The sequence below is a fragment of the Sodalis sp. dw_96 genome (assembly GCF_018449575.1).
Lineage (GTDB): Bacteria > Pseudomonadota > Gammaproteobacteria > Enterobacterales > Enterobacteriaceae > Acerihabitans.
Genome location: NZ_JAAVUT010000031.1, coordinates 1 through 25,653, shown reverse-complemented (window position 1 = coordinate 25,653; position 25,653 = coordinate 1). Strand labels below are relative to the sequence as shown.

Sequence of the window (25,653 nt, the reverse complement as noted above, 5' to 3'; positions counted from 1 at the left end):
AGTCATAAAGTTCCGGCCCGACGGTCAGTCCATGCGCAGTTTGGCATTCGCATAGGCATATAACGGACGCCATAACAGACGATTGAATAAGGTGACGAAAAGCGACATCACCGCGATCCCCAGGATGATTTTCGGAAAATCGCCGGCGGCGGTCATTTTTGCGATATACGCACCCAGACCGTGCGCCTCCACCTTATCATTGCCCCAGGAGACGAATTCGGAAACGATGCTGGCATTCCAGGCCCCCCCGGAGGCGGTAATGGCCCCGGTAATATAATAGGGGAAAATCCCAGGCAGTATGATTTTTCGCCACCATTGCCAGCCGCGGATGCGAAAGTTGGCGGCCGCTTCCTTGAAATCATTGGGGAAAGCGCTGGCGCCGGCGATGACGTTAAACAGGATATACCACTGCGTGCCCAGGATAATCAGCGGCGACAGCCAGATATCGGGATTGAGATGAAATGTCACAATCGCCACCACAAAGACCGGGAAGAGCAGATTGGCCGGGAAAGCCGCCAGAAACTGCGCAACCGGCTGGACTTTTTCCGCCAGCGCCGGCCGCAAACCAATCATCACGCCGAGGGGAACCCAGATAATCGAGGCGATAATGATCAAGATAAAGACCCGCAACAGGGTCAGGAACCCCAGAGACAAAACCTGCCAGATTTCCGGTAACCCGACGCCGGTGCTGACATAGGTGACCACACGCCATGCCAGGTAAAGGGTTATCCCCACCACGATAAGCCCCCAAATCCCATCAACGACTTTCGACGGTTTACGCTCCACCCTCCCCGCGGGGCCGTTGTTGACGCCCCGCAGCGACGGCAACCGCAGGGGAATGCGGGCCAGCGTCGCCAGGGACCAGCCGATGGGTTGCAACACCTGAGTGATCAAATGGGTCCGGCGTATCACATTAAGCAGCCAGGAACCGGGTGCGGTGGCGGAGGCGGTATTTTCCATACGGAATTTATCCGCCCAGGCCACCAGCGGCCGGAACAGCAATTGATCATAGGCCAGGATCACCAGCGCCATCACGACAATCACATATCCCACCGCCCCCAGGTTACGCTGGGCAATGGCCTGGGAGAGATATGAACCAATCCCGGGCAAGGCAAAGGTATTATTGCCGACGGTAATCGCTTCCGAGGCCACCACAAAAAACCAGCCTCCCGACATCGACATCATCATATTCCAGATCATGCCGGGCAACGAGTAAGGGACTTCCAGCTTCCAGAATCGCTGCCAGGCGGTAAGGTGAAAACTGCGCGAGACTTCCACCAGATCCCGCGGCACGGTGGTGAGCGATTGATAAAAGCTAAACGTCATATTCCACGCCTGGCTGGTGAAAATGGCGAAGATAGCGGCGAACTCCGCGCCGGCTACCCGACCGGGGAATAACGCCACAAAAAAGGTTACGGTAAAAGAGATATAGCCCAGTACCGGAACCGACTGCAAAATATCCAGCATTGGGATCAAGACTTTTTCAGCACGCCGGCTTTTGGCTGCCAGAGTGCCGTAAACCAAGGTGAAAATCAGCGATGCCGCCATGGCGGCCAACATCCTTAACGTGGTGCGCAGCGCATACTCGGGCAGCATCGACGGCGACAGCGAAATCGACTGGGTTTTTAACACCGAGATGGGTTCCATCGACTGATGGTAGCCCAGGGTGGCCATGGCGATCAGGCAGATGATCAGCGGGAACGCGATGAAATCCCAGCGATTGGGCAGCAAACGCCAGGCGGAGTTATTAAATGAAGGTGGAATGATACTTAGGCGCATGAAAAAGCTCCGACACATGCAAAAATTTTTTTAATCCGCTCCCATCAATGGGAGCCGGACAACGGCAGTTGGCATCGTTCCTGATGCGGGTACTGCAAAGGTATGCCTGAAAATTGTGTCCGCAGCGTTAAATGACAAAACAAAATAGTCCGGATCGAAAACAATCGGCCGGGCCTGGCGGCGCAACGTTCATCCGAGCTGTCGTTAGGTATGGGAACCTCTGCTTTCCCGCCAGACATGGAAGAGGATGGCAAGCACGCAGAGAGTCGAGAGCCAAAACAGGGTTTGAAGTGTAAAAAATAGTTGGTGGGTAATACAAGGCGCATAACGCAATCCCCGGTACAAGAAGCTTACCAATCAAGTGGAAAGCCTCTCGGTTCGGGGACTCAGGCGTTACGCACCGGCGACGAACAGCAACAGGCTTCCCTTATATAAAAACAGTATCTAGGGTTAGGATCACTGTCGGACATGTTGTCTCCGGTTAAAGCGGGCATTCTACCGATTATCGGTCACCGCCGTTAAATTGGGCCTTATTGCAGCACAAAAACGCCCTGGCCGCAAACGGATAGGGAATCTATCTGAGCTTGATGACACGGTGCCCGGTCGGGACAGACTGCCAGATCGTAAACACGCCGTGAATACGTCCCTGTAGGCTCGATCCGCGCGATTATGACTCTCATCCCTGAGACTCACCCTACGGGCCAACGCCTGACGGCGTTGTTCCAAAACGCTCCTGGCGCTTTGGTCCCTGGCGCGGACGGTTTACTCTTCTGACAGCCTGTCCCGCCTCATTGACTCCGAGTACGTTTGTCAGCAGTCTGATATAGGGAAACTACCTGATTACGGTCCGGCATTCAGGCGTTCTTTAGCTGTATATGCATCTCCTGCACGGAAATCACCCGCTCGGTGGGGTCTGAATTCAGCGACATGGCGGTAGCGAAACCACCGTTCATGGTGGTGTCGTAATGCACTTTGTACTGCAGCGCGCTGCGCCGAATCAGCTTGGAATCCGCGATGGCCTGACGACCGGCGGTGGTATTGACGATATAGCTGTATTCGCCGTTTTTGATGCGGTCCTGGATATGGGGACGGCCTTCATGAACCTTATTTACCAATCGGGGATTGATGCCCGCTTCACCCAGCACCACCGCGGTACCGTGGGTAGCGTCAAGTTCAAAGCCGTGTTTCAGCAATTTGGCCGCCAAATCCACCACCCGCCCCTTATCCCCTTCACGCACCGACAGCAGTGCCCGGCCGGATTTTTTCATGTGTGACTGGCTGCCCAGCATGGCTTTGCCGAAAGCTTCGGCAAATGTCCGGCCGACGCCCATCACCTCGCCGGTGGAACGCATTTCCGGCCCGAGGATCGGGTCGACGCCCTGGAATTTATTAAACGGCAGCACCACTTCCTTCACCGAGTAATAAGGCGGAATAACCTCTTTGGTCACACCCTGTTGCGCCAGGGATTGTCCCACCATCACCCGGGCGGCCACTTTCGCCAACGGAACCCCGGTGGCCTTGGAGACAAACGGCACCGTGCGCGCGGCGCGGGGGTTTACCTCGATGAGATAGACTTCGTTGGCCTTGACGGCGAACTGCACATTCATCAGGCCGCGTACCCGCAGCTCAAACGCCAGCTTCTCCACCTGGTGGCGCATGACATCCTGAATTTCCAGGCTCAGGGTATAACAAGGCAGCGAACAGGCCGAGTCGCCGGAGTGAACCCCAGCCTGCTCGATATGTTCCATAATGCCGCCGATAAGCACCTGCTCGCCGTCGCAAATCGCGTCCACATCCACTTCCACCGCGTCGTCCAGGAACCGGTCAAGCAGCACCGGCGCATCGTTGGACACGCTGACAGCGTTTTGAAAATAACGCAGCAGATCCACATCGTCATAAACAATTTCCATCGCCCGGCCCCCGAGCACATACGAGGGTCGCACCACCAGCGGATAACCGATAGTGGCCGCTTTTTCCACCGCCTGATCGATGGTGGTCACCGTGGCGTTGGCCGGCTGTTTCAGCCCCAGCCTTTCCACCGCCTGTTGGAAACGGGCGCGGTCTTCGGCGCGGTCGATGGCATCAGGGCTGGTGCCGATAATCGGCACGCCGGCGGCTTCCAATTCACGGGCCAGTTTCAGGGGAGTCTGGCCGCCGTACTGCACGATGACGCCCTTGGGCTGCTCGACGCGCACGATTTCCAGCACATCCTCAAGGGTCACCGGCTCGAAATAAAGGCGGTCGGAGGTATCGTAATCGGTGGAAACCGTTTCGGGATTGCAGTTGACCATAATGGTCTCGTAGCCGTCTTCCCTCAGGGCCAGCGACGCATGCACGCAGCAATAATCAAATTCGATGCCCTGGCCGATACGGTTGGGTCCCCCCCCCAGCACCATAATCTTTTCACGATCCCGTGTCGGATTGGATTCGCACTCTTCATCGTAGGTGGAGTACATATACGCGGTATCAGTGGCGAACTCCGCCGCGCAGGTATCCACCCGTTTATAAACCGGATGGAGATTGAACACTTCCCGCAGTTTGCGGATTTCGCCTTCCGACACCCCCGCCAGGGTCGCCAGGCGCGCATCGGCGAAGCCCTTGCGCTTCAGATGGCGCAGGAAGTCGGCGTCCAGGGCGGTCACGCCCCGCTTCGCCACATCGTTTTCCAGCTGCACCAGCTCTTCAATCTGCACCAGGAACCATTTGTCGATATTGGTGAGGTTATACACCCCGTCCACCGACAGCCCGGCGCGGAACGCATCGGCGATATACCAGATTCTGTCGCCGCCGGCATCTTTCAGCTCGCGGCGAATCTTCGTCAGCGCTTCCGGGTCGTCCAGGCTGACCTTGGGGTCAAAACCGGTGGCGCCCACTTCCAGTCCGCGCAGGGCCTTTTGCAGAGATTCCTGCTGGGTGCGGCCGATGGCCATCACTTCTCCCACGGATTTCATCTGGGTCGTCAACCGATCGTTGGCGCCGGCGAATTTCTCGAAATTGAAGCGGGGTATCTTGGTGACGACATAATCGATGGAAGGCTCGAAGGACGCCGGCGTACGTCCGCCGGTGATATCGTTCATCAGTTCATCCAGCGTATAGCCCACCGCCAGCTTGGCGGCCACTTTGGCGATAGGGAAGCCGGTGGCCTTTGAGGCCAGGGCCGAAGAGCGGGAGACGCGCGGGTTCATTTCAATAATAATCAAGCGGCCGTTTTCCGGATTCACCGAGAACTGCACGTTCGATCCGCCGGTTTCCACACCGATTTCACGCAGAACCGCCATGGAGGCGTTACGCATGATTTGGTACTCTTTGTCGGTGAGGGTTTGCGCCGGCGCAACGGTAATGGAGTCGCCGGTGTGGATGCCCATGGCGTCCATATTCTCAATGGAGCAGACGATGATGCAGTTGTCGTTTTTATCCCGCACCACCTCCATCTCATACTCTTTCCAGCCAATGAGGGATTCGTCAATCAGCAATTCAGTGGTGGGTGAAAGGTCGAGGCCGCGTTCGCAGATTTCCTCGAACTCTTCACGATTGTAGGCAATGCCGCCGCCGGAGCCGCCCATGGTGAAGGAGGGACGGATAATACAGGGGAACCCCACGTCGGCGGCCACCGCCAGCGCTTCTTCCATATTGTGGGCAATGCCGGAACGGGCGGTTTCCAGGCCGATTTTCTTCATGGCCTGGTCGAACCGGCGCCGGTCCTCCGCTTTATCAATGGCGTCGGCGGTGGCGCCTATCATGGTGACGCCGAACTCCGCCAGCACCCCTTCCCGCTCCAGTTCCAGTGCGCAGTTCAGCGCCGTCTGGCCGCCCATGGTGGGCAGTATGGCGTCGGGACGCTCTTTTTCTATGATTTTGCGCACCACTTCCCAATGAATGGGCTCGATATAGGTGGCATCCGCCATATCGGGATCGGTCATGATGGTGGCCGGGTTGGAATTCACCAGCACCACCCGATAACCCTCTTCACGCAGCGCCTTGCAGGCCTGCGCGCCGGAATAATCGAACTCGCACGCCTGGCCGATGACAATCGGGCCGGCACCCAGAATCAGGATACTGGTTATATCTGTACGTTTTGGCATTGCTTGGCTCCTGATTATTTTGCCTGAGAACGATATGACTTAATCAATTCTATAAAGTGATCGAACAGCGGACCCGCGTCATGGGGGCCGGGGCTGGCTTCCGGATGCCCCTGGAAGCTGAACGCCGGCTTATCGGTGCGGCAAATGCCCTGCAACGAACCGTCGAACAGCGAGACATGGGTGACCCGCAGCGTCGCCGGCAGCGACGTTTCATCCACCGCGAAGCCATGGTTTTGCGCGGTTATCATCACCCGATTGGCGTCCAGATCCTTCACCGGATGGTTGCCGCCGTGATGGCCGAATTTCATTTTCAGGGTTTTGGCGCCGCTGGCCAGCGCCAACAGCTGATGTCCGAGGCAAATGCCAAACACCGGTATCTCGGTTTCAAGAAAGGTTTTAATGGCGGCAATGGCATAATCACAGGGCTCCGGGTCGCCGGGGCCGTTCGCCAGGAAGATGCCGTCCGGGTTCATTGCCAGGACGTCCGCCGCCGGGGTCTGCGCCGGCACCACCGTCAGACGGCAGCCGCGATCCACCAGCAGGCGCATGATATTGCGCTTGATGCCGTAGTCATAAGCCACTACATGGAACGGCAAGGAGGCGGCGGGCACCGGTGCCGGCAGGCCGCCCTCAAGTCGCCAGCTGCCCTGGGTCCAGGGATATTGCTCGGCGGTGCTGACTTCCTTCGCCAGATCCATGCCCTTCAGGCCCGGGAACTGCCGCGCCTTTTGCAGCGCCAGCTCGGCGTCGGGAGCATCGCCGGCGATAATGCAGCCGTTTTGCGCCCCTTTCTCCCGCAGCAGCCGGGTCAGTTTACGCGTATCGATATCGGCGATACCCACCACATTATTTTTTTTAAGATAGTCCGACAGTGAACCTGTGCTGCGAAAGTTGCTCGCTATCAGCGGCAAGTCCCGGATGACCAGGCCCTGCGCCTGAATGAAGGAGGATTCTTCGTCTTCTTCGTTAGTGCCGACATTGCCGATATGGGGATAAGTAAGAGTAACGATTTGGCGGGAATAGGAGGGATCGGTGAGAATTTCTTGATAACCGGTCATCGAGGTATTGAAGACCACTTCCCCCACCGCCGTACCCTCTGCCCCGATGGCCCGACCGTGGAATTGGGTTCCGTCTTCCAGAACCAACAGCGCTGACTTTATCAAAACACCCTCCAAGGAATATTCAGTCATTGTATTTGCATATTAATTCAGATTTAGCCATCTTAATCAATGCAAAAAACACCTTCAAGGTGGATTTTTGGCAAATTGGGCGCATTTTAAAGATGCATGGAGCACTTGTCTACCCCCGCAACGCTAATTCGTTTAATTAATCGTTATTTCACCGGTTGAACAGGGCGAACCGGTCAAAAAGCACTGTAATAGCGCAGAAGTAATCGGTTGCCTGCTTGAAACGCGTTAATTTAGTGAGGGCCAATCCTTGAACGAGGCCAATTAGGGGCAAAACGCGGAATTCAGTGAAAAATCACTATAAAAATCTCTCTTTATACCCGCTTAGACGATATTTTACGAACTAGCCCTTGTTTTTAAATCTTAAAAAAATTATTTTAAATATCAGATAAAAAACATAAGGATGAATGTTCACAATCCGCGAAAACGCTTTTTATCTTGTTATAAACTGTCAAGATCCAGCACATTATTCATATTATAAAGCCCTGCTTTTTTGCCTTTAAGCCATATTGCCGACCGAACAGCGCCATTTGCAAAGGTCATGCGGCTGGAAGCCTTATGGCTTATCTCCACACGCTCGCCGATATCCGCAAACATCGCCGTATGTTCTCCCACAATATCCCCGGCGCGCACGACGGCGAAGCCGATGGTATTCGGCTTACGCTCACCGGTATAACCCTCGCGGCTATAAACGGCGCAATCCTTCAATTGGCGTCCCAACGCTGTGGCGATGGTTTCGCCCATGGCCAGGGCGGTACCGGACGGCGCATCCACTTTATGGCGATGATGAGCTTCGATAATTTCGATATCGCAATGCTCACCCATCACCCGGGCGGTTTTTTCAAGCAACTTAAGCATCACATTCACGCCGACGCTGAAATTAGCGGCAAAAACAATGGCAATATCTCGGGATGCCTTCTGAATCAGGTCTTTTTGCCGCTCATCAAAGCCGGTGGTGCCGATAATCATGCCTTTGCCATGGGTTTGACAAAAAGCCAGGTATTCCAGGGTGCCTTCGGGGCGGGTGAAATCAATCAGTATGTCAAACCGGTCTTTTACTTCATTCAGGCTATGGCCGACCCTGACATCGATATGGCCCAAGCCCGCCAGTTCGCCGGCATCGGTACCCAGCAGGCTCGAGCCCTCCCGCTCGATTGCCGCCCCCAGGCAAGCGGATTCAGATTGTTGCACCGCCTGGATCAATTGCCGGCCCATGCGGCCCCCCGCCCCGACGACGGCTATGCGGATTGGTGTCATATCCATGCTCTCTCTGCTAAGTGAAAAATCAGTATCAGGTTAACCGGAGGCGCCGGCCGCCGCCAGTTTATTTAACCCATGATAAGGATAATACGATAGAAAAGGAGGGATATTAGCGGGAATGACTACGGACCAAATGAATGTTTATTCATTTGAGATTGCTTACAATCAAACTCGGAATCAATAAGGCGGGAACTTTGTCAACAATCTCGAATGTTTATTTATTTAGCCCATTTGCAAAGCGTCCGGTCGACTTACTCCACTATCTGCACTTTTACCCGCAGTTCTTTCGGCACTTCAAACACGATATTCTCTTCCCGGCCCTGGCGCTCTTCCACGTCCACGCCACCCAGGGCCCGTAATCGCTCAATCACCGCCTTGACCAGGACATCCGGTGCGGAAGCACCGGCGGTAACCCCGACCGCCGCCATGCCCCGCAGCCAGCTCTCCTGGATGTCCGAGGCGCTATCAATCAGGTAGGCCGGTCTACCCGCCCGTTGAGCCAGCTCCGCCAGCCGGTTGGAGTTGGAGGAATTTTTAGAACCCACCACCAGCACGACGTCCGCCTCGGCCGCCAAATCCCGTACGGCTTCCTGGCGATTGGTGGTGGCATAGCAGATATCGTCTTTGCGCGGTCCGACGATGCGGGGAAAGCGCTCGCGCAGGGCATCGATGACCTCGGAGGTATCGTCCACGGAAAGCGTGGTCTGGGTCATGAACGTCAGGTCGGCTTCATTCTTGACCCGCAGCTTCCAGACATCCGCCGGCGACTCCACCAGATACATGCCGCCCGCCGGGTTACTGTATTGCCCCATGGTGCCTTCCACCTCAGGATGCCCGGCGTGGCCGATAAGAATCGCCTCCGTGCCTTTGCGGCTGGCGCGCGCCACCTCCATATGCACCTTGGTTACCAAGGGGCAGGTGGCGTCGAATACCGTCAGATCCCGATTCTTCGCCTCGCTGCGCACCGCCTGCGACACGCCGTGGGCGGAGAAAATCAGTATGGAACCGTCCGGAACCTCGCCGATTTGTTCAATAAAAATCGCTCCACCGGCGCGCAGCGCATCCACCACATAACGGTTATGCACCACTTCGTGGCGGACATAGATGGGGGCGCCGTAGATTTCCAGCGCCCGTTCCACAATGCTGATGGCCCGGTCGACACCAGCGCAGAATCCGCGGGGGTTAGCCAGTAATATGCGCATTTTTATCCTCCTGCTGCGGATCGATAGCCAAAACATCGATATCAAAAAAAACCCGGCGGCCGGCCAGCGGATTATTAAAATCCACCGTGACGGATTCGTCCGTCACCGCCAGGACCACGCCGGGCATTTCATTGCCGTTCATGGCGGTAAACAGCATGATGGTGCCCTCTTCCGGCACGCCGGTATCCACAAAATCCCGCGGCGAGAAGAATTGGACCAAATCGGGATTCGAGGGTCCGAACGCCTCATCGGGGGCCAGGGAAAAGGATTTTTTATCCCCCACCCGCAATCCCAGCAGGGCCTGTTCCAATGCCGCCGAGAGGCTCTGGTCCCCCAGGCGGAACAGCGCCGGTTTATTCTGCCTGCGAGTGGATTCCGCCAGGGTCCCGTCCTCGAGCTTGAGATCAAAATGCACCAGCACCGCGCTGTCGGACTGCACCTGTTCGGTCATGATACTCAGCCTTTCTGCTTGGCGGCCCGGTCGGAAGGGCGTAAAAACCCTTCCAACACGATCAATACCGCACCGATACAAATTGCGGAATCCGCCACGTTGAACGTCGGCCAATGCCACTCATTGACGTAGACGTCGATAAAGTCAATGACCACCCCGTGCACCAGCCGATCGGACAGGTTTCCCAGGGCGCCGCCGATAATCAGGGCATAAGCGCAATTGGACATCCGTTGACGATAATCCGACCGGTACATCATAGACACCAGCGCAATAGCGATAACCAGGGCAATCAGCGCAAATAGCCAACGCTGCCAGCCGCCCTTATCCGCCAGGAAGCTGAAGGCCGCGCCGAAATTTTGTGCATAGAAAATATTGACAGACGGTACGACAGCCATGGTTTCATGCAGCATAAAGTGGGTCATAATCCACTGTTTGGTGCCGAGATCAATGACCAGTACCACCACTGCCAGCCATAGCCAGCGTAATCCGGTTGACGTCAGGGATGTTTTCATCAGACAAACTTACGCTCTTCGCCGGCGCCCGCCACGTTAGTGACGCAGCGACCGCAGATTTCCGGATGTTCGGGGTTTGCACCGATATCCATCTCAAAATGCCAACAGCGGGGACATTTCTGGCCCTCGGCATTCACCAGTTCAATTTTCAATCCTTTCAGACCCTCGGCCTGCTGGGCGTCGTCACCCGCCGCGCTGTAATCCGCCACTTGCGCCCGGGACGTCAACAGGGCGAAGTAGAGTTCATCACCAAGAGCGCGCAGAGTCTGCGCCAGGGATGCGTCGGCATACAGGGTGACGCTGGCTTCCAGGGAGCCGCCGATACGCTTATCGGCGCGGGCCTGTTCCAGCACTTTATTCACTTCGCCGCGCACTTTCAGCACCTGATCCCAGTAAGCATCGTTCATGGTCTCACCTTCGTCCAGCCCGAACAGACCGTCATACCACTCTTCGGTAAAGACGTACTGTGAACGTTTACCGGGCATAAAGCTCCAGATCTCATCGGCGGTAAAGGAGAGAATCGGCGCCATCCAGCGCACCAGCGCCTCAACGATATGGTACAGCGCGGTCTGGCAACTGCGGCGGGCGATACTGTCCGCCTTGGTGGTGTACTGGCGATCCTTGATGATATCCAGGTAGAACGAGCCCATTTCCACCGAGCAGAACTGCATCATGCGCTGCACCACGTTATGCAGGTCGTAACTGTCATAGGCGGCGATAATATCGGCCTGAGCCGCCTGCGCCCGCCCCACTGCCCAGCGATCCAGCACCACCATCTTTTCCGGTTTGACGCTGTGCAGCGCGGGATCGAAACCGTTCAGGTTCGCCAGCAGAAACCGCGCGGTATTACGAATACGGCGATAGGAATCGGCGGAACGCTTGAGGATTTCGTCCGATACCGCTATTTCGCCGGTATAATCCGTAGAGGCGACCCACAAGCGCAGGATATCCGCTCCCAGCTTGTCCATCACCTGCTGCGGACTGACGGTGTTACCGATGGATTTGGACATCTTGCGTCCCTGTCCGTCGACGGTAAAACCATGGGTCAGTACCTGGCGGTATGGCGCCCGCCCCTTCATGGCGGTGGAGATCATCAGGGACGACATAAACCAGCCTCGGTGCTGATCGGAGCCTTCCAGGTACATGTCCGGCTCGTGGCCGGCGAATTCGGGCCGCACCGCAACCACCGACGAGTGGGTGGATCCCGAATCAAACCAGACATCCAGCGTATCGGGCACCTTGACATAGTTGGCCGCATCGGCCCCCAGCAGTTCTGCCGGATCCAGATCCCACCAGGCCTGGATACCCTGCTGTTCCACCCGTTTCGCCACTTCTTCCATCAGTTCCAGGGTCCGGGGATGGAGCTCCTCGGTATCTTTGTGCACGAACAGCGACATCGGCACGCCCCAGGTGCGTTGTCGGGAAATACACCAGTCGGGGCGGTTGGCCACCATATTCTCGATGCGGGCCTGGCCCCAGGTGGGGATCCACTGCACATCCTTGATCTCTTCCAGGGAACGCTGGCGCAGTCCCTTTTTATCCATGCTGATAAACCACTGCGGCGTGGCGCGAAAGATAATCGGCGTTTTGTGGCGCCAGCAGTGCGGGTAGCTGTGCAGCAGTTTTTCCACGTGCACCAGCGCGCCGCGGTCGCGCAGCAGTTGCACGATCACATCGTTGGCTTTAAAAACCTGCAGGCCGTCCAGGCCGGGATAGGTCCCGGGCAGGAAGCAACCGTCCGGACCCACCGGATTGGAGACTTCCAGACCGTATTGCTGGCCGATGACGTAGTCGTCCGGACCATGGCCGGGGGCGGTATGCACCGCGCCGGTACCGGCTTCCAGCGTCACGTGCAGGCCCAGGATCACCGGCACGTCGAAGCCCATGAACGGATGCTGGAAGCGCAGCAGTTCCAGCGCGCTGCCTTTACAACCGCCCAGAACCGTCCAGTGCGTGACGCCGGCTCGCGCCATAACGCTTTCCACCAGGGAGGCGGCCAGGATCCAGTTCTGCCCGCCCACCGCCACCAGCTGGTAGTCGTAATCCGGGTGTACGGAAATTCCCCGGTCGGCCGGCAGGGTCCAGGGTGTGGTGGTCCAGATGACCAGCGACAGCGGCCCGCTGAAGGAGGAGACGCCGAATTTCGCCGCCACGGCGGCGGCATCCACCGCCGGGAACGCCACGTCGATGGACGGGGAAGTCCGGTCGTAATATTCCACCTCGGCTTCCGCCAGGGCGGAACGGCAGTCGATGCACCAATGCACCGGCTTGGCCCCTTTCTGCAAATGGCCGTTTTCGATGATCTTGCCAAGGGCGCGGATAATATTGGCTTCGGTGCCGAAATTCATCGTCAGGTAGGGATGCTCCCAGTCACCCAGCACGCCGAGACGGATAAAATCCTTTTTCTGGCCGGCAACCTGTTCGGCGGCATATTTACGGCAGGCGGCGCGGAACTCGGCGGCGCTGACCTTTTCCCCCGGTTTGCCGATCAGCTGTTCAACCTTCAATTCAATAGGCAGGCCGTGACAATCCCAGCCGGGCACATAAGGTGAGTCATAGCCCATCAGCCCCTTGGACTTGATGATAATGTCTTTAAGAATCTTATTAACCGAATGACCGATATGAATATTGCCGTTCGCATAAGGAGGGCCGTCATGCAGAATAAAGCTTTTTTTCCCTTTTTTGGCATGACGAATAATCCCGTACAGGTCCTGTTCATACCAACGTTGCAGCATGCCAGGCTCGCGCTTGGCCAGATCGCCGCGCATCGGGAACCCTGTGTCCGGCAAATTCAGGGTATTTTTGTAATCACTCATTCGATTCTCGATTCCGTTTTCGGTTTGAGAGTTTTAAAAGGGTGCCGTCAGTGCAAAAAACGTCCGGCCGGTCACCACATCATTCTGGATTTGCCGCTTCAACTCATCAAGGGAGGCAAACCGTTGTTCCTTACGCAATTTAGCACGAAACACCACTTCTATATGACGGCCGTACAGGTCCATCGCCACATCCAGTAAATGGACTTCCAGCCGCGGCACCAACCCGGCCACCGTCGGCCTGGTGCCGATATTGGCCACGCCGGGCAACGGCGTGGCCGACAGCCCAGAGACCTCAACCGCATAAACGCCGTTGATGGGCGCCGGGCGCTTTTTCAGCGAAACATTCGCGGTGGGGAATCCCAGGGTGCGGCCCAGCTCGTCGCCATGCTCCACCCGGCCGGAGATACGATAGGGATGGCCCAGCAGCATTTCGGCCACGGCCAGTTCATCGCCGTTCAGCGCTTCCCGCACCGCCGTGCTGCTGATGCGCAAACCGCCCTCAGTGTAAGTGGCGGTGCTCATGACATCAAAACCCGCCTCGGCGCCCGCCTGCTGTAAAAAGGCATAATCACCCTCGCGGCAGGCGCCGAAACGAAAATCATCCCCCACGCAAAGCAGCCTGACGCCGAGTTTTTCCACCAGCAGCCGGGAAACAAATGTCCGGGCGTCCATGGCGGCAAAACGCTGATCAAACTTCACACAGAGTACTATGTCCACCCCGGCCTGGGCCAGGTACTTCACTTTATCCCGCAGACGAGTCAGCCGCGCCGGAGCGTCCCGGCCGGCAAAATGTTCTTGCGGCTGGGGTTCGAAGATCATCACCATCACCGGCAGGCCTCTTTTTCGGCCCTCGGACTGCAATTGCGCGATCAACGCCTGATGCCCGCGATGAAAACCGTCAAAATTGCCGATGGTGAGCACGCACCCGGGGTGACGCGCCTGAAGATTATGTATGCCGCGAATAAGCTTCATAGCAGGCTCAAGACAATGGAAATCGGCGGATTATACCTTGTACGGAGCCTAAGGTTAACCCGCGAATCCAATCTTTGCCCGTAACAGCGGAGAAAACCATGCTTATATTGCCCGGTCCGGTTTTTTTCGCAGGTTATTCTGCCCGGCGCGGAGTTTTCCGCTCCCCGTGGCCGGGGGACCGGGGGGCGAAATCATTTCTTTATTAGCGATAATCGCTTTTTTCACTGCAAACACTGTATTCCTTGGGCTGAAACTGGTAGAATCCTGCGCCATCACATTGTAACAGGCGTTGCGTTATTGAGCGGCGCTTATTTGCACAAATCCATTGACAAAAGAAGGCTGAAAGGGCATATTCCTCGGCCTTTGAATTGTCTCATAGAACACGTTTGGGAGTTGGACCTTGGCTAATATCAAATCAGCTAAGAAACGCGCCGTACAGTCTGAGAAGCGTCGTCAGCACAATGCAAGCCGTCGCTCCATGATGCGTACCTTTGTTAAGAAGGTATACGCGGCTATCGATTCAGGTGATAAAGAAGCTGCGCAGAGTGCATTTTCTGTTATGCAGCCCCTTGTGGACCGTCAGGCCAGTAAAGGTTTGATCCACAAGAACAAAGCGGCGCGTCATAAATCTAATCTGACCGCGCGTATCAACGCTATGCAGTAACCACTGCAACCCCGTTGGTATTTGTTAAAAAAACCGCCTTACGGCGGTTTTTTTATGCGTCCGATCTCATCACGCCCCGCCCCAAATGGGCGTTCGCGACTATGATGCCCTGCCGCGACCCGCCCGGCCATAATCCAGAAAACGTTCTCGCACGGATAGCATCACTCATCTCCCCGGACTAAAACCGCCGACACGGGTAAAACTCTTCGCAGCACCAGATATCCGGCGATTGCCGATATTGCCGAACCTGACAGGATACCCAGCTTGGCCAGGGTCAACTGTTCATTGCCCGCGCCGGTACCGAATGCCAGGCCGGCAATAAAAATCGACATGGTGAAACCGATACCGCACAGCACCGCAGCGGCGGCAATCTGCCCCATGATCACGCCATCCGGCAAACGCGCCATGCGCAGCCTGACGGACAGATAGCAAAAAATCATTATCCCCACCGGCTTACCCAGGATGAGTCCGGCGGCGATGCCGGCCGGCAGCAGCGAAAGCAGACTGGCGGGCTTCAAGCCCTGCAAAGAGACCCCGGCATTGGCAAACGCGAACAGCGGCAGGATCAAATAAATGACCCAGGGCTGCAATCTATGCTCCAGCACCAGGGCGGGGGAATAGGCCCGCCCCGGCAGGCTCAGCGGTATCAGGCCGCCGGCGATCACCCCGGCCAGGGTGGCATGGATGCCGGAGAGCAGAACGCATCCCCACAGCGCCACGCCGGCCAGCAGATAAAGGCCGGGATGGCTGATATTTCTACGATTCATCAGCAGCATTATCGCTATCATCACACCCGCGCCCGCCAGCGCAGCCAGGGAAAGATTGTGGTTATAGAACAGGGCGATGATGATGATGGCGCCCAAATCGTCAATGATGGCCAGCGCCAGTAGAAAGGCTTTCAGACTGGCGGGCACCCGTTTTCCCAGCAGCGCCAGCACGCCCACCGCAAACGCGATATCCGTCGCCGTCGGAATAGCCCAGCCGGCGTGATTGGCCGGTGCGGACCTGTTCACCAACATAAAGAGGATGGCCGGCGCTATCATGCCCCCCAGCGCCGCGATGGCGGGGAAAGCCGCCTGGGCACGGCTGGCCAGCGCCCCCTGAAGAAGCTCGCGTTTCACCTCCAGGCCGATGAGCAAAAAAAACAGCGCCATCAAACCGTCATTGATAAACGCAAGCAGGTTCAAGGAAGCGCCGTGCGCGCCGGCCTGGGGGAAATACAAAGCGGCATCATAGGTCAGCCGTGCCGGGGAATTGGCCATGATTAACGCCGCCAGCGCGGCCACAATAAGTAATACACCGCTTGAGGCCTCGTGGGTCAGCCAGCGGCGAATAAAAGCAGTCAAAATCCCTTTCCTCTGAGTTTGCTGAAGAAGCTTTATTGTGCGGAAAATAAGGCGATGGGTAAAGAAAAGGTAGTGATAACCGGGAGCTTGCGCGGACCGCGTCGCAAAATCAAAGCCGCCGCGATCGAAAAATAACCGCCCCTGGACAGCATTGCCGTTAACTATCCCTTAAAAAGACCAGGGCCGTTAGCAAGACCAGGGGCTTTCTGCAACACCCGGGGCCATCAGCAAGGCTTCGGGGAAAAAGCAACCGTGAGGCCGTCGCCACGGGCAGCGAGCGGACCCTCAAGGAGATTTAACGCGTCAAGTCGTCAAAAAATTTCTTCACGCCATCGAGAAAGCTTTTGGAGCGCGGACTGTTTTGCGCACCGCTGGGGCCGCCGAAACTCTCTTCCAGTTCGTTCAATAACTGTTTCTGTTTGTCGTTGAGTTTAACCGGCGTTTCCACCACGACCCGGCACAGCAGATCGCCCTGAGCGCCGCCGCGTACCGATTTAACCCCTTTGCCGCGCATCCTGAACAGTTTGCCGGTTTGCGTTTCCGCCGGCACCTTCAGTTTTACCCGGCCGTCCAGGGTCGGCACTTCGATTTCGCCGCCCAATGCCGCCATGGCGAAATTGATCGGGACTTCACAAAACAGATTATTATCTTCACGTTCGAAAATAGGATGCTGGCGAACCTGGACCTGAACGTACAGATCCCCGGCCGGCGCGCCATGGTCCCCGGCTTCCCCTTCCCCCGCCAGACGGATGCGATCGCCGGTATCCACCCCGGCCGGTATTTTAACCGACAGGGTTTTGGCCTTCTCTAGCCGGCCGTGTCCGTGGCATTTATGACAGGGATCCTTGATAATCTTGCCGCGTCCCTGACAAGTGGGACAGGCTTGCTGCACCGCGAAAAAGCCCTGACGCATCTGCACCTGCCCGGCGCCATGACAGGTGGGACAGGTGATGGGAGAGGTGCCCGGCTTGGCGCCGCTGCCGTGGCAAACGTCGCACTCTTCCAGGGCGGGGATACGGATTTCCTTGGTGACGCCGCGCACCGCCTCTTCCAGCGTCAGCTCCATATTGTAGCGGAGATCCGAACCGCGGCTGGCGCGCTGGCGGCGACCGCCGCCAAAAATATCGCCGAACACATCGCCGAATATATCGGTGAAATCCGCTCCGCCGGCACCGCTGCCGCCGCCCATGCCCCCTTGTTCGAAAGCGGCATGGCCGTATTGATCGTAGGCCGCGCGTTTTTGCGGGTCATTCAGGATTTCATATGCTTCTTTGATTTCTTTGAACTTTGCTTCGGCTTCTGCATTCCCTGGGTTACGATCCGGGTGGAATTTCATTGCCAGGCGTTTATAGGCCTTTTTGATTTCACGCTCATCCCCTTCTCTGGAGACGCCTAAAATCTCGTAATAGTCTGACTTCGCCATTGTCTCTTCCTGCCCTCAACATGCTTACACGGGCGCAAGGTTACCCCAACGCCCGTGCCTGTTGCCAGCCACGATATCAGCCATCGCCGCTGTGCCCGATCAAGGGCGATTATTTTTTATCTTTAACTTCTTCAAACTCGGCATCGACGACATCATCGTCTTTCTTGGCCCCATCGGCGCCGGCATTAGTTGCACCTGCGCCCGCAGCTCCCGCGCCGGCCTGTGCCGCCTGCTGCTGAGCCACTTCCAGCAATTTGCCGGATACCTGGATCAGCGCCTGCATCTTGGCTTCGATTTCCGCCTTGTCTTCGCCTTTCAGCGCGGTATCCAGGCCGCTCAGCGCGGTCTCGATGGAAGTCTTGTCATCCGCCGGCAGCTTATCGCCCGCTTCTTCCAACTGCTTACGCGTGCTGTGCAGCAGATGGTCGGCCTGGTTGCGGGTCTGAACCAGTTCTTCGAACTTACGGTCCGATTCCGCATTGGCCTCAGCTTCCCGCACCATCTTCTGGATTTCTTCCTCGTTCAGGCCGGAAGAGGCTTTGATGGTGATCTTCTGTTCGCGGCCGCTGTTCTTGTCTTTAGCGGACACGTGCAGGATACCGTCGGCATCGATATCGAAGGTCACTTCGATTTGCGGCATGCCGCGCATGGCCGCAGAGATGCCGTCCAAATTAAACTGTCCCAGGGACTTGTTATCCGCGGCACGTTTACGTTCCCCTTGCAGCACATGGATGGTCACGGCGGACTGGTTGTCTTCCGCGGTGGAGAACACCTGGCTGTGCTTGGTGGGGATGGTGGTGTTCTTGGCGATAAGCGCCGTCATCACGCCGCCCATGGTCTCGATACCCAGGGACAAAGGCGTCACGTCCAGCAACAACACGTCTTTCACATCACCGGCCAATACCCCGCCCTGTACCGCGGCGCCGATAGCCACCGCTTCATCGGGGTTGACATCTTTGCGCGGTTCTTTACCGAAGAAATCGGTAACGGTCTTCTGCACCAGCGGCATACGAGTCTGACCGCCCACCAGAATAACGTCTTTGATATCGCTCACCGACAGCCCGGCATCCTTCAGGGCCATCTTCAGCGGATCCATGGTGCGCTTAATCAGGTCTTCCACCAGGGATTCCAGCTTGGCGCGGGTCACCTTGATATTCATGTGTTTCGGACCGGTGGCATCCGCCGTGATATACGGCAGGTTGACGTCGGTCTGCTGAGCTGAAGAGAGCTCGATCTTGGCCTTTTCCGCGGACTCTTTCAAACGCTGCATTGCCAGCGGGTCATGGCGCAAATCGATGCCCTGGTCTTTCTTGAATTCATCAACCAGATAATTGATCAGGCGGCTGTCGAAGTCTTCCCCACCCAGATGGGTGTCGCCGTTGGTGGACAGCACTTCAAAGGTTTTTTCGTTGTCCACGTCGTCGATTTCGATAATGGAAATATCGAACGTACCGCCGCCCAGGTCATACACCGCGATGGTGCGGTTGCCGACTTCTTTATCCAGACCGTAGGCCAGCGCCGCGGCGGTGGGTTCGTTAATGATACGTTTAACGTCGAGACCGGCGATACGCCCCGCATCCTTGGTGGCCTGACGCTGGGTATCGTTAAAATAAGCCGGCACGGTGATAACCGCTTCGGTAACCGGTTCGCCAAGATAATCTTCCGCGGTTTTTTTCATTTTTTTCAAGATTTCAGCGGAAATCTGCGGCGGGGCCATTTTCTGGCCTTTCACGTCCAGCCAGGCGTCGCCATTGTCGGAAGCGACGATGCTGTACGGCATGATATTCTTGTCACGCTGTACTTCTTCGTCTTCGTAACGGCGGCCGATCAAACGCTTGATGGCGAACAGTGTATTTTTTGGATTCGTTACGGACTGACGTTTAGCTGGTTGGCCAACCAGAATTTCACCGTCCTGCGTGTAAGCAATAATGGAAGGGGTAGTACGATCGCCTTCGCTGTTTTCCAGCACCCGAGGTTTGGAGCCTTCAATGATTGCGATACAAGAGTTGGTCGTACCCAAGTCGATACCAATAATTTTACCCATCTAAACATCTCCACTAAAAAGTCATATTCATTGTGGTCGTAAACCTGATATATGGCCGGATAAGCTGTTTTCAAGTTACCGACTGCTATTTGTTTGCAGGTTAAACAACGTTGGTTGCAAATAAGATGGGGCCACTACGCCCCGCATCAAGGGGTAAGGGTAAAAAAAAAGCTGTTTTTCCCGTCTCTTAGATCCGCCATATTATTGTCGCAAGCAGCCAAATAACAATATCACTATGAATAATATGGATTTTATATTTTCCGAGGAAAATCAGTCTTGAATGAGATCAGGCGAGATAAAGAGTGCGCCGTCGCAAGAAAACAGCTCCCGGCCCCGTGAAGGTCTCCCGGCAAGTCAGGCGACGGAGCTAATCTCATCGCCCACAGGGAATCGGCGGCGTAAATCCGCCGGCAGGAATATCCCGAGCGCAACGCCCATCAGTGCCAGACCCAACACATACCAGGCCGGGGCCATGGGGGTGATGCGCATCAGCAGGGTGACGAATATCGGCGTTAAGCCGCCGAAAACGGCGTAAGCGATATTATAGGAGAAGGAAATTCCGCTGAAACGCACCGCGGGGGGAAACGCATGCACCATCACGTAAGGCACTCCGCCCACCACGCCGACGCTGAACCCCGCCAACCCATAGGTGATGAATAATTGCAGCGGATGGCCGCCGCCGGTGTGGTAAAACAGCCAGCTGAATACGGCCAGCATGAGACAGCCGATGATAAAGGTTTTACCCGCACCCAGAGCATCGATAACCGTGCCGGTGACCACACATCCCGCCGCCAGGGCAATGGTGGCCAGGCAATTGGCTTCCAGCGCCAGGGCCGCGGGCACCCCCGCCTGCTGTTGCAACCACAGGGGGGCCATCAGGATAACCACCACAATCCCGGCGGACAACAGCCAGGTCAGCAGCATGGAAAGGATTACCGCCTTTTGGTGATTGAGGACCACTGATTTTAACGGCAGCTCTTTCGCCAGCATTTGCCGGCTCTGCATTTCCATAAACACCGGCGTTTCCCTCAGCCAGCGCCGCAGATACATGGCCACCAACCCGAAGACGCCGCCGAGGAAAAAGGGAATACGCCAGCCCCACTGAGCGATGCCCGACGGAGAAATAAAGGCGTTCAGCAAGGTGGCGACAAACGAACCGAGCAATATGCCCACCGTAAGCCCGGCGGTTAAGGTGCCGCAGGCGAAACCGATACGCCGGCGGGGCACATGTTCGGCCACAAATACCCAGGCGCCGGGGACCTCGCCGCCAATGGCGGCCCCTTGCAGGATGCGCAACAGCAACAGCAACAGCGGCGCGGCGAGCCCCAGTGAAGCATAGGTGGGCAACATACCCATCAGCAGGGTCGGCAACGCCATCAGCAATATCGACAGACTGAACATCTTTTTGCGGCCGACCTTATCGCCGAAATGCGCCATAACGATGCCCCCAAGCGGCCTGGCCAGGTAACCGGCGGCAAAGATGCCGAAGGTTTGCATTTGTCTTAGCCATTCCGGCAAATCCGCCGGGAAAAACAGCTTGCCCATCACGCCGGCGAAAAACACAAAAATGATGAAATCATAAAACTCAAGGGCGCCCCCCAAGGCGGCCAAGGACAGGGTTTTATAATCTTGCGGGTTTAAACGACGCTGCGGATCGCCATGCATAATTTTTTGTTTAACGCCAGGTGAGATAAGAAAAAAATATAACGTTCATTGTAAAGATATTTATACTCACTGGAAACCCTTTTCACCCCCGTGCAAAGGGCCGGCGGTGCAATAACTAGTGAATGGGACAACGCCTGTGTTGTGTTGATTGAATGGCCTGTCGTCCCGCATCTGTCTTCACTCATCTGTCGGCGGAAGCCGGGCGCTCTTGGGGCGGAAGGCGGATACAACGGCCGGGTCGGTGTCCACATAGGGGCCTTCCAGCAGTTGGATGCAATAGGGGACGCTGGCAAAAATGCCGGCCACCAGCACCTGGCCCTGTTCATCCCTCACTCCTTCCAAGGTCTCTTTTATCGAGCGGGGCTGGCCGGGCAAATTAAGGATCAGGGCTTGCTTGCGGATGACCGCGGTCTGCCGGGACAAAATGGCGGTGGGCACAAAATGCAGGCTGATTTGCCGCATCTGCTCGCCGAAGCCGGGCATTTCGCGATCCGCCACCGCCAGCGTCGCATCAGGGGTCACATCGCGGCGGGCGGGGCCGGTACCGCCGGTGGTCAACACCAGATGGCAGCCCATTTCATCCACCAGCTCGCAGAGGGTTTGTTCAATCAGCAGCTGCTCATCGGGTACCAGACGGGTTTCCAGCTTGAACGGCGTCACAAGTGCCCCGGTGAGCCAGGCGGCCAGCGCGGGGATACCCTGATCCTGATAAACACCTTTGGCGGCGCGATCGGAGATGGAAACCAGCCCTATGCGGCATGTATTCATGGATATCATCCTGCTGCGAATATTTTGCTTATGATATCAAGTTGCCGGTTAAAGGCCAGCCGACAAAACATGGCCCGCAGAGCGGGCCGTAGTGGCTGTTGTTGCGGTTTACAGCAGTTCTTTCACCAGCGTTTCCAACTTTTCCTGATCGGCGGCAAACTTGCGGATGCCGTCCGCCAGCTTATCCACCGCCATCGGATCATGGTTATGTTGCCACAGGAATTCGGCTTCGGTCATTTTTGCGGGACGCGCCTTTATATTTCCCGTATAGGATAGTTTACGCTCCAGCGGGCCATCGCTCTCGGCCAGTTCTTTCAGCAACGGCGGCGCGATGGTCAGGCGGTCGCAGCCGGCCAGTTCGATAATTTCGCCGATGTTGCGGAAACTGGCGCCCATGACCACGGTTTCATAGCCATGTTCTTTGTAGTAACGGTAAATTTCCGTGACCGACACGACGCCGGGATCCTGTTGGGGAGTAAATTCTTTTTGGCTGCCGTTGGCTTTGTGCCAGTCGAGAATACGGCCGACGAACGGCGAAATAAGAAAGGCCCCCGCCTCGGCGCAGGCGCGGGCCTGGGCAAAGGAAAACAACAGCGTCAGATTGCAATTGATGCCGGCCTTTTCCAACTGTTCCGCCGCGCGGATACCCTGCCAGGTGGAAGCCAGTTTAATCAGGATGCGATCGTTGCCGATACCGGCATCGTTATAAAGCTTAATCAGCCGTTTGGCTTTGACGACGCTGGCTTCGGTATCGTAAGAAAGACGGGCATCCACTTCCGTGGAGACCCGGCCCGGAACCAGTTTCAGAATTTCAACGCCGATATTCACCGCCAGCTTGTCGGTGGCATATTTAATCTGCTCGGCCGGATCGCTGCTCTGATCGCGGGCCCAGGTGACGGCCTGATCGATGTAACGGCGATATTCAGGGATTTGCGCCGCATTAAGAATCAATGAGGGGTTGGTGGTTGCATCCTGTGGCTGGTACAGTTTGATGGCTGTGATATCACCCGTATCGGCGACAACGGAGGTCATCTTGCGTAGGGCACTTAGTTTATCTGTCATGTTGGGATATCTCATTGTGAGGGTGGTACTTATAAGGTGGCGATGCACGGCCTTTTTCGATGATACCACGCGTGGGGACCGGCGCAAGGCTCACGCCGGTGGTTTATCCGCCGTCGCCGTTTATCAAGGAAGAAGAGGCAGAAATGGCCGAGTTATTTAATTTCATCAATGACCTTATCTGGAATTCAGTACTGATTTATCTGCTGATAGGCTCCGGCCTTTGGTTCACATTGCGCTCCGGTTTCATCCAGTTCCGGCATTTTTTTCATATTTTTTCCATCTTGAAGGGATCAAACCAGGCCGACAGTGCCGGTATCTCTCCCTTCCAAGCCTTATGCACCACCCTGGCGGCGCGTATCGGCTGCGGTAATCTCACCGGCGTGGTCCTGGCGCTGGTGGCGGGCGGTCCGGGCGCCATCGTCTGGATGTGGCTGGCGGCATTTATCGGCATGGCCACCGCCTTCGTGGAAAGCACGCTGGCGCAGCTTTATAAAGTGCGTGACGCCCAGGGTAATTTTCGCGGCGGGCCGGCCTGGTATATGGAAAAGGGCCTGGGCCTGCGCTGGATGGGGATATTGTTCTCCTGCTTTTTGCTGGTGGGCTACGGCGGCGTGTTCAACGCGGTGCAGGCCGGCGCGATTGCGCAATCAATGCAGGGCGCGTTCGGCTTTGAACATTACCAAATCGGTCTGGGGCTGGTGCTGCTGACCGCCCTGGCCATCTTCGGCGGGGTGAGGATCATTGCCCGCCTGTCGCAATGGATCGTACCGGCCATGGCGCTGCTCTACGTTATGCTCGCGGGCTGGGTAGTGGCCGAGCATACCCAAAGACTGTCCGAGGTGGCCGAACTGGTTTTCAACAGCGCGTTCGGACTGCGGCAGGCCGCGGCCGGGGTCGCCGGCTATGGCGTTTCCCAGGCGATTTTCCTGGGAGTGCAACGGGGGCTGTTCTCCAACGAGGCCGGCATGGGTTCGGCGCCCAATATCGCCGCCGCCGCCACTCCCTGGCCGCCTCATCCCGCCTCCCAGGGTTATATTCAAATGCTGGCGGTTTTCCTCGATACCATTGTGATATGCAGCGCCACCGCGGCCATCATCCTGACCTCCGGGGCGTTGAACCAGGCCGTGCCGCCACAGCAGGGCTTCGCCTTGATCCAGCAATCCATCGCCTCGGTCGGCGGCGCCTGGAGCACGCTGTTTATGGCGGTGATTATCTTTATTTTTGCTTTCACCTCCATCATCGGCAATTACGCCTACGCGGAAAGCAGCCTGCGATTCTTTCGCCACTGCCCCCGGCGGTTGATATGGCTGTTCCGTTTGCTGACGCTGGGGATGGTGATGTTCGGCTGCCTGGCTGAGATGCCGGTCTTGTGGCGGCTGGCGGATATGGCGATGGGGTTAATGACCCTTACCAATCTTATCGCGCTCCTGCTGCTGTCGCGTATCGCGTTAATGCTGGCGCGTGATTACAATAGCCAGCGCAATATCGGTAAATTACCGACGTTTTACGCCGCCAATTTCCCCGCTATCGCCGACCAGCTATCACCGGGAATCTGGGATCGGCCGACAGCGCATAAATAAGCCAAGACACAGGACCGAGAAAACATGCTTATCGTTATCTCTCCAGCCAAAACGCTGGATTACCATAGCCCGTTGGCTACCCGGCGCCACAGCCGGCCGGCGCTGCTGGAAAGATCAAAACAGCTCATGGCGATCTGCCGGAAGTTAACGCCGGCGCAGTTGTCCGCGCTTATGGGCATCAGCGACAAACTGGCCAGTCTTAATGCGGCGCGCTTCCAGTCATGGCAGGCGGATTTCACCCCCGACAATGCCCGCCAGGCGGTTTTAGCTTTCAAAGGCGACGTCTATACCGGCCTGAGGGCGGAAACCTTCGACGAACAGGACTTTGATTTCGCCCAGACTCATCTGCGCATCCTGTCCGGGCTGTACGGCATATTACGTCCGCTGGATCTGATGCAGCCGTACCGCTTGGAGATGAGCATCAAGTTGGCCAATCCGCTGGGGGCCGATTTGTATCAGTTCTGGGGCGATACGCTCACCGGGAAATTACACGAAGCCCTGGAGGAACAGAAAGACGACGTGCTGATAAATCTGGCATCGGAAGAGTACTTTAAAGCGGTCAATGGCAAAAAACTGGCGGGACGTATCATCAAGCCGGTGTTCCTTGACCAGAAGAACGGCAAATACAAAGTCATCAGCTTCAACGCCAAAAAAGCCCGCGGCATGATGAGCCGCTTTATCATCACCCGGCGGCTGTCCCGTCCCGAACAGCTCGCCGAATTTAATGACGGCGGCTATGAATATGACGCCGCGCAATCCGGCGAAAGGGAAATGATCTTCAAACGGCCGGAACGCCAAACCCTGAGCGACCAAACCCGCGATCATTGATCGTGAAACGAG

18 protein-coding genes are annotated in these 25,653 nt (G+C 56.6%); 3 read left to right on the top strand and 15 right to left on the bottom strand.

Features of this window, described 5'->3' with window-relative positions; all coding sequences use genetic code 11:
• Positions 1-24 precede the first annotated feature (24 nt).
• From HB631_RS25500 to ribF, 9 genes are all read right to left on the bottom strand, one after another.
• Entirely contained in the window at positions 25-1,779 is a 1,755-nt protein-coding gene (locus tag HB631_RS25500) for an ABC transporter permease subunit (protein WP_213993990.1), read from the bottom strand.
• Positions 1,780-2,633: 854 nt separating this feature from the next.
• On the bottom strand, positions 2,634-5,861 hold the full coding sequence (gene carB, locus HB631_RS25495) for a carbamoyl-phosphate synthase large subunit (RefSeq protein WP_213993989.1): 3,228 nt from the start codon (positions 5,859-5,861) through the stop codon (positions 2,634-2,636).
• A 14-nt stretch (positions 5,862-5,875) separates the two neighbouring features.
• Positions 5,876-7,024, bottom strand: a complete 1,149-nt coding sequence (gene carA / locus HB631_RS25490; RefSeq protein WP_213993988.1) for a glutamine-hydrolyzing carbamoyl-phosphate synthase small subunit — start codon at positions 7,022-7,024, stop codon at positions 5,876-5,878.
• A gap of 465 nt (positions 7,025-7,489) precedes the next feature.
• Positions 7,490-8,311, bottom strand: a complete 822-nt coding sequence (gene dapB, locus HB631_RS25485) for a 4-hydroxy-tetrahydrodipicolinate reductase (protein ID WP_213993987.1) — start codon at positions 8,309-8,311, stop codon at positions 7,490-7,492.
• Between the two features lie 248 nt (positions 8,312-8,559).
• Positions 8,560-9,510, bottom strand: coding sequence for a 4-hydroxy-3-methylbut-2-enyl diphosphate reductase (gene ispH, locus HB631_RS25480; RefSeq protein ID WP_213993986.1), 951 nt, complete (start codon positions 9,508-9,510; stop codon positions 8,560-8,562).
• Positions 9,491-9,961: an FKBP-type peptidyl-prolyl cis-trans isomerase gene (gene fkpB, locus HB631_RS25475; protein ID WP_213993985.1), complete on the bottom strand. Its 471-nt coding sequence runs from the start codon at positions 9,959-9,961 to the stop codon at positions 9,491-9,493. Before fkpB ends, ispH begins: the two co-directional genes overlap by 20 nt.
• 5 nt (positions 9,962-9,966) lie before the next feature.
• On the bottom strand, positions 9,967-10,473 hold the full coding sequence (gene lspA / locus HB631_RS25470) for a signal peptidase II (RefSeq protein WP_213993984.1): 507 nt from the start codon (positions 10,471-10,473) through the stop codon (positions 9,967-9,969).
• A complete protein-coding gene (gene ileS, locus HB631_RS25465; RefSeq protein WP_213993983.1) occupies positions 10,473-13,289 on the bottom strand; it encodes an isoleucine--tRNA ligase in 2,817 nt (938 codons plus the stop codon). Before ileS ends, lspA begins: the two co-directional genes overlap by 1 nt.
• Positions 13,290-13,322: 33 nt before the next feature.
• On the bottom strand, positions 13,323-14,261 hold the full coding sequence (gene ribF, locus HB631_RS25460) for a bifunctional riboflavin kinase/FAD synthetase (protein WP_213993982.1): 939 nt from the start codon (positions 14,259-14,261) through the stop codon (positions 13,323-13,325).
• A gap of 400 nt (positions 14,262-14,661) precedes the next feature.
• On the opposite strand from ribF, the gene rpsT reads away from it, so the two are divergent.
• Positions 14,662-14,925, top strand: a complete 264-nt coding sequence (rpsT, locus tag HB631_RS25455; protein ID WP_203523918.1) for a 30S ribosomal protein S20 — start codon at positions 14,662-14,664, stop codon at positions 14,923-14,925.
• Between the two features lie 161 nt (positions 14,926-15,086).
• On the opposite strand, the gene nhaA is transcribed toward rpsT, so the two are convergent.
• The 6 genes from nhaA to tal form a co-directional block, all read right to left on the bottom strand.
• A complete protein-coding gene (gene nhaA / locus HB631_RS25450) occupies positions 15,087-16,271 on the bottom strand; it encodes a Na+/H+ antiporter NhaA (protein ID WP_213993981.1) in 1,185 nt (394 codons plus the stop codon).
• A gap of 295 nt (positions 16,272-16,566) precedes the next feature.
• Positions 16,567-17,694, bottom strand: a complete 1,128-nt coding sequence (gene dnaJ / locus HB631_RS25445; protein ID WP_213993980.1) for a molecular chaperone DnaJ — start codon at positions 17,692-17,694, stop codon at positions 16,567-16,569.
• A gap of 109 nt (positions 17,695-17,803) precedes the next feature.
• On the bottom strand, positions 17,804-19,738 hold the full coding sequence (gene dnaK / locus HB631_RS25440) for a molecular chaperone DnaK (protein WP_213993979.1): 1,935 nt from the start codon (positions 19,736-19,738) through the stop codon (positions 17,804-17,806).
• Between the two features lie 354 nt (positions 19,739-20,092).
• Positions 20,093-21,403, bottom strand: a complete 1,311-nt coding sequence (locus tag HB631_RS25435; protein WP_213993978.1) for an MFS transporter — start codon at positions 21,401-21,403, stop codon at positions 20,093-20,095.
• A gap of 177 nt (positions 21,404-21,580) precedes the next feature.
• Entirely contained in the window at positions 21,581-22,171 is a 591-nt protein-coding gene (gene mog, locus HB631_RS25430) for a molybdopterin adenylyltransferase (RefSeq protein ID WP_213993977.1), read from the bottom strand.
• A 108-nt stretch (positions 22,172-22,279) separates the two neighbouring features.
• The gene (gene tal / locus HB631_RS25425) at positions 22,280-23,233 is read right to left on the bottom strand and encodes a transaldolase (protein WP_213993976.1); all 954 of its coding nucleotides are present in this window, start codon (positions 23,231-23,233) and stop codon (positions 22,280-22,282) included.
• Between the two features lie 143 nt (positions 23,234-23,376).
• Here tal and HB631_RS25420 point away from each other — a divergent pair, with 143 nt between their 5' ends.
• Both HB631_RS25420 and yaaA read left to right on the top strand, forming a co-directional pair.
• Positions 23,377-24,813: a sodium:alanine symporter family protein gene (locus tag HB631_RS25420; protein WP_213994001.1), complete on the top strand. Its 1,437-nt coding sequence runs from the start codon at positions 23,377-23,379 to the stop codon at positions 24,811-24,813.
• 24 nt (positions 24,814-24,837) lie between these two features.
• A complete protein-coding gene (gene yaaA / locus HB631_RS25415; RefSeq protein WP_213993975.1) occupies positions 24,838-25,641 on the top strand; it encodes a peroxide stress protein YaaA in 804 nt (267 codons plus the stop codon).
• Positions 25,642-25,653 lie beyond the last annotated feature (12 nt).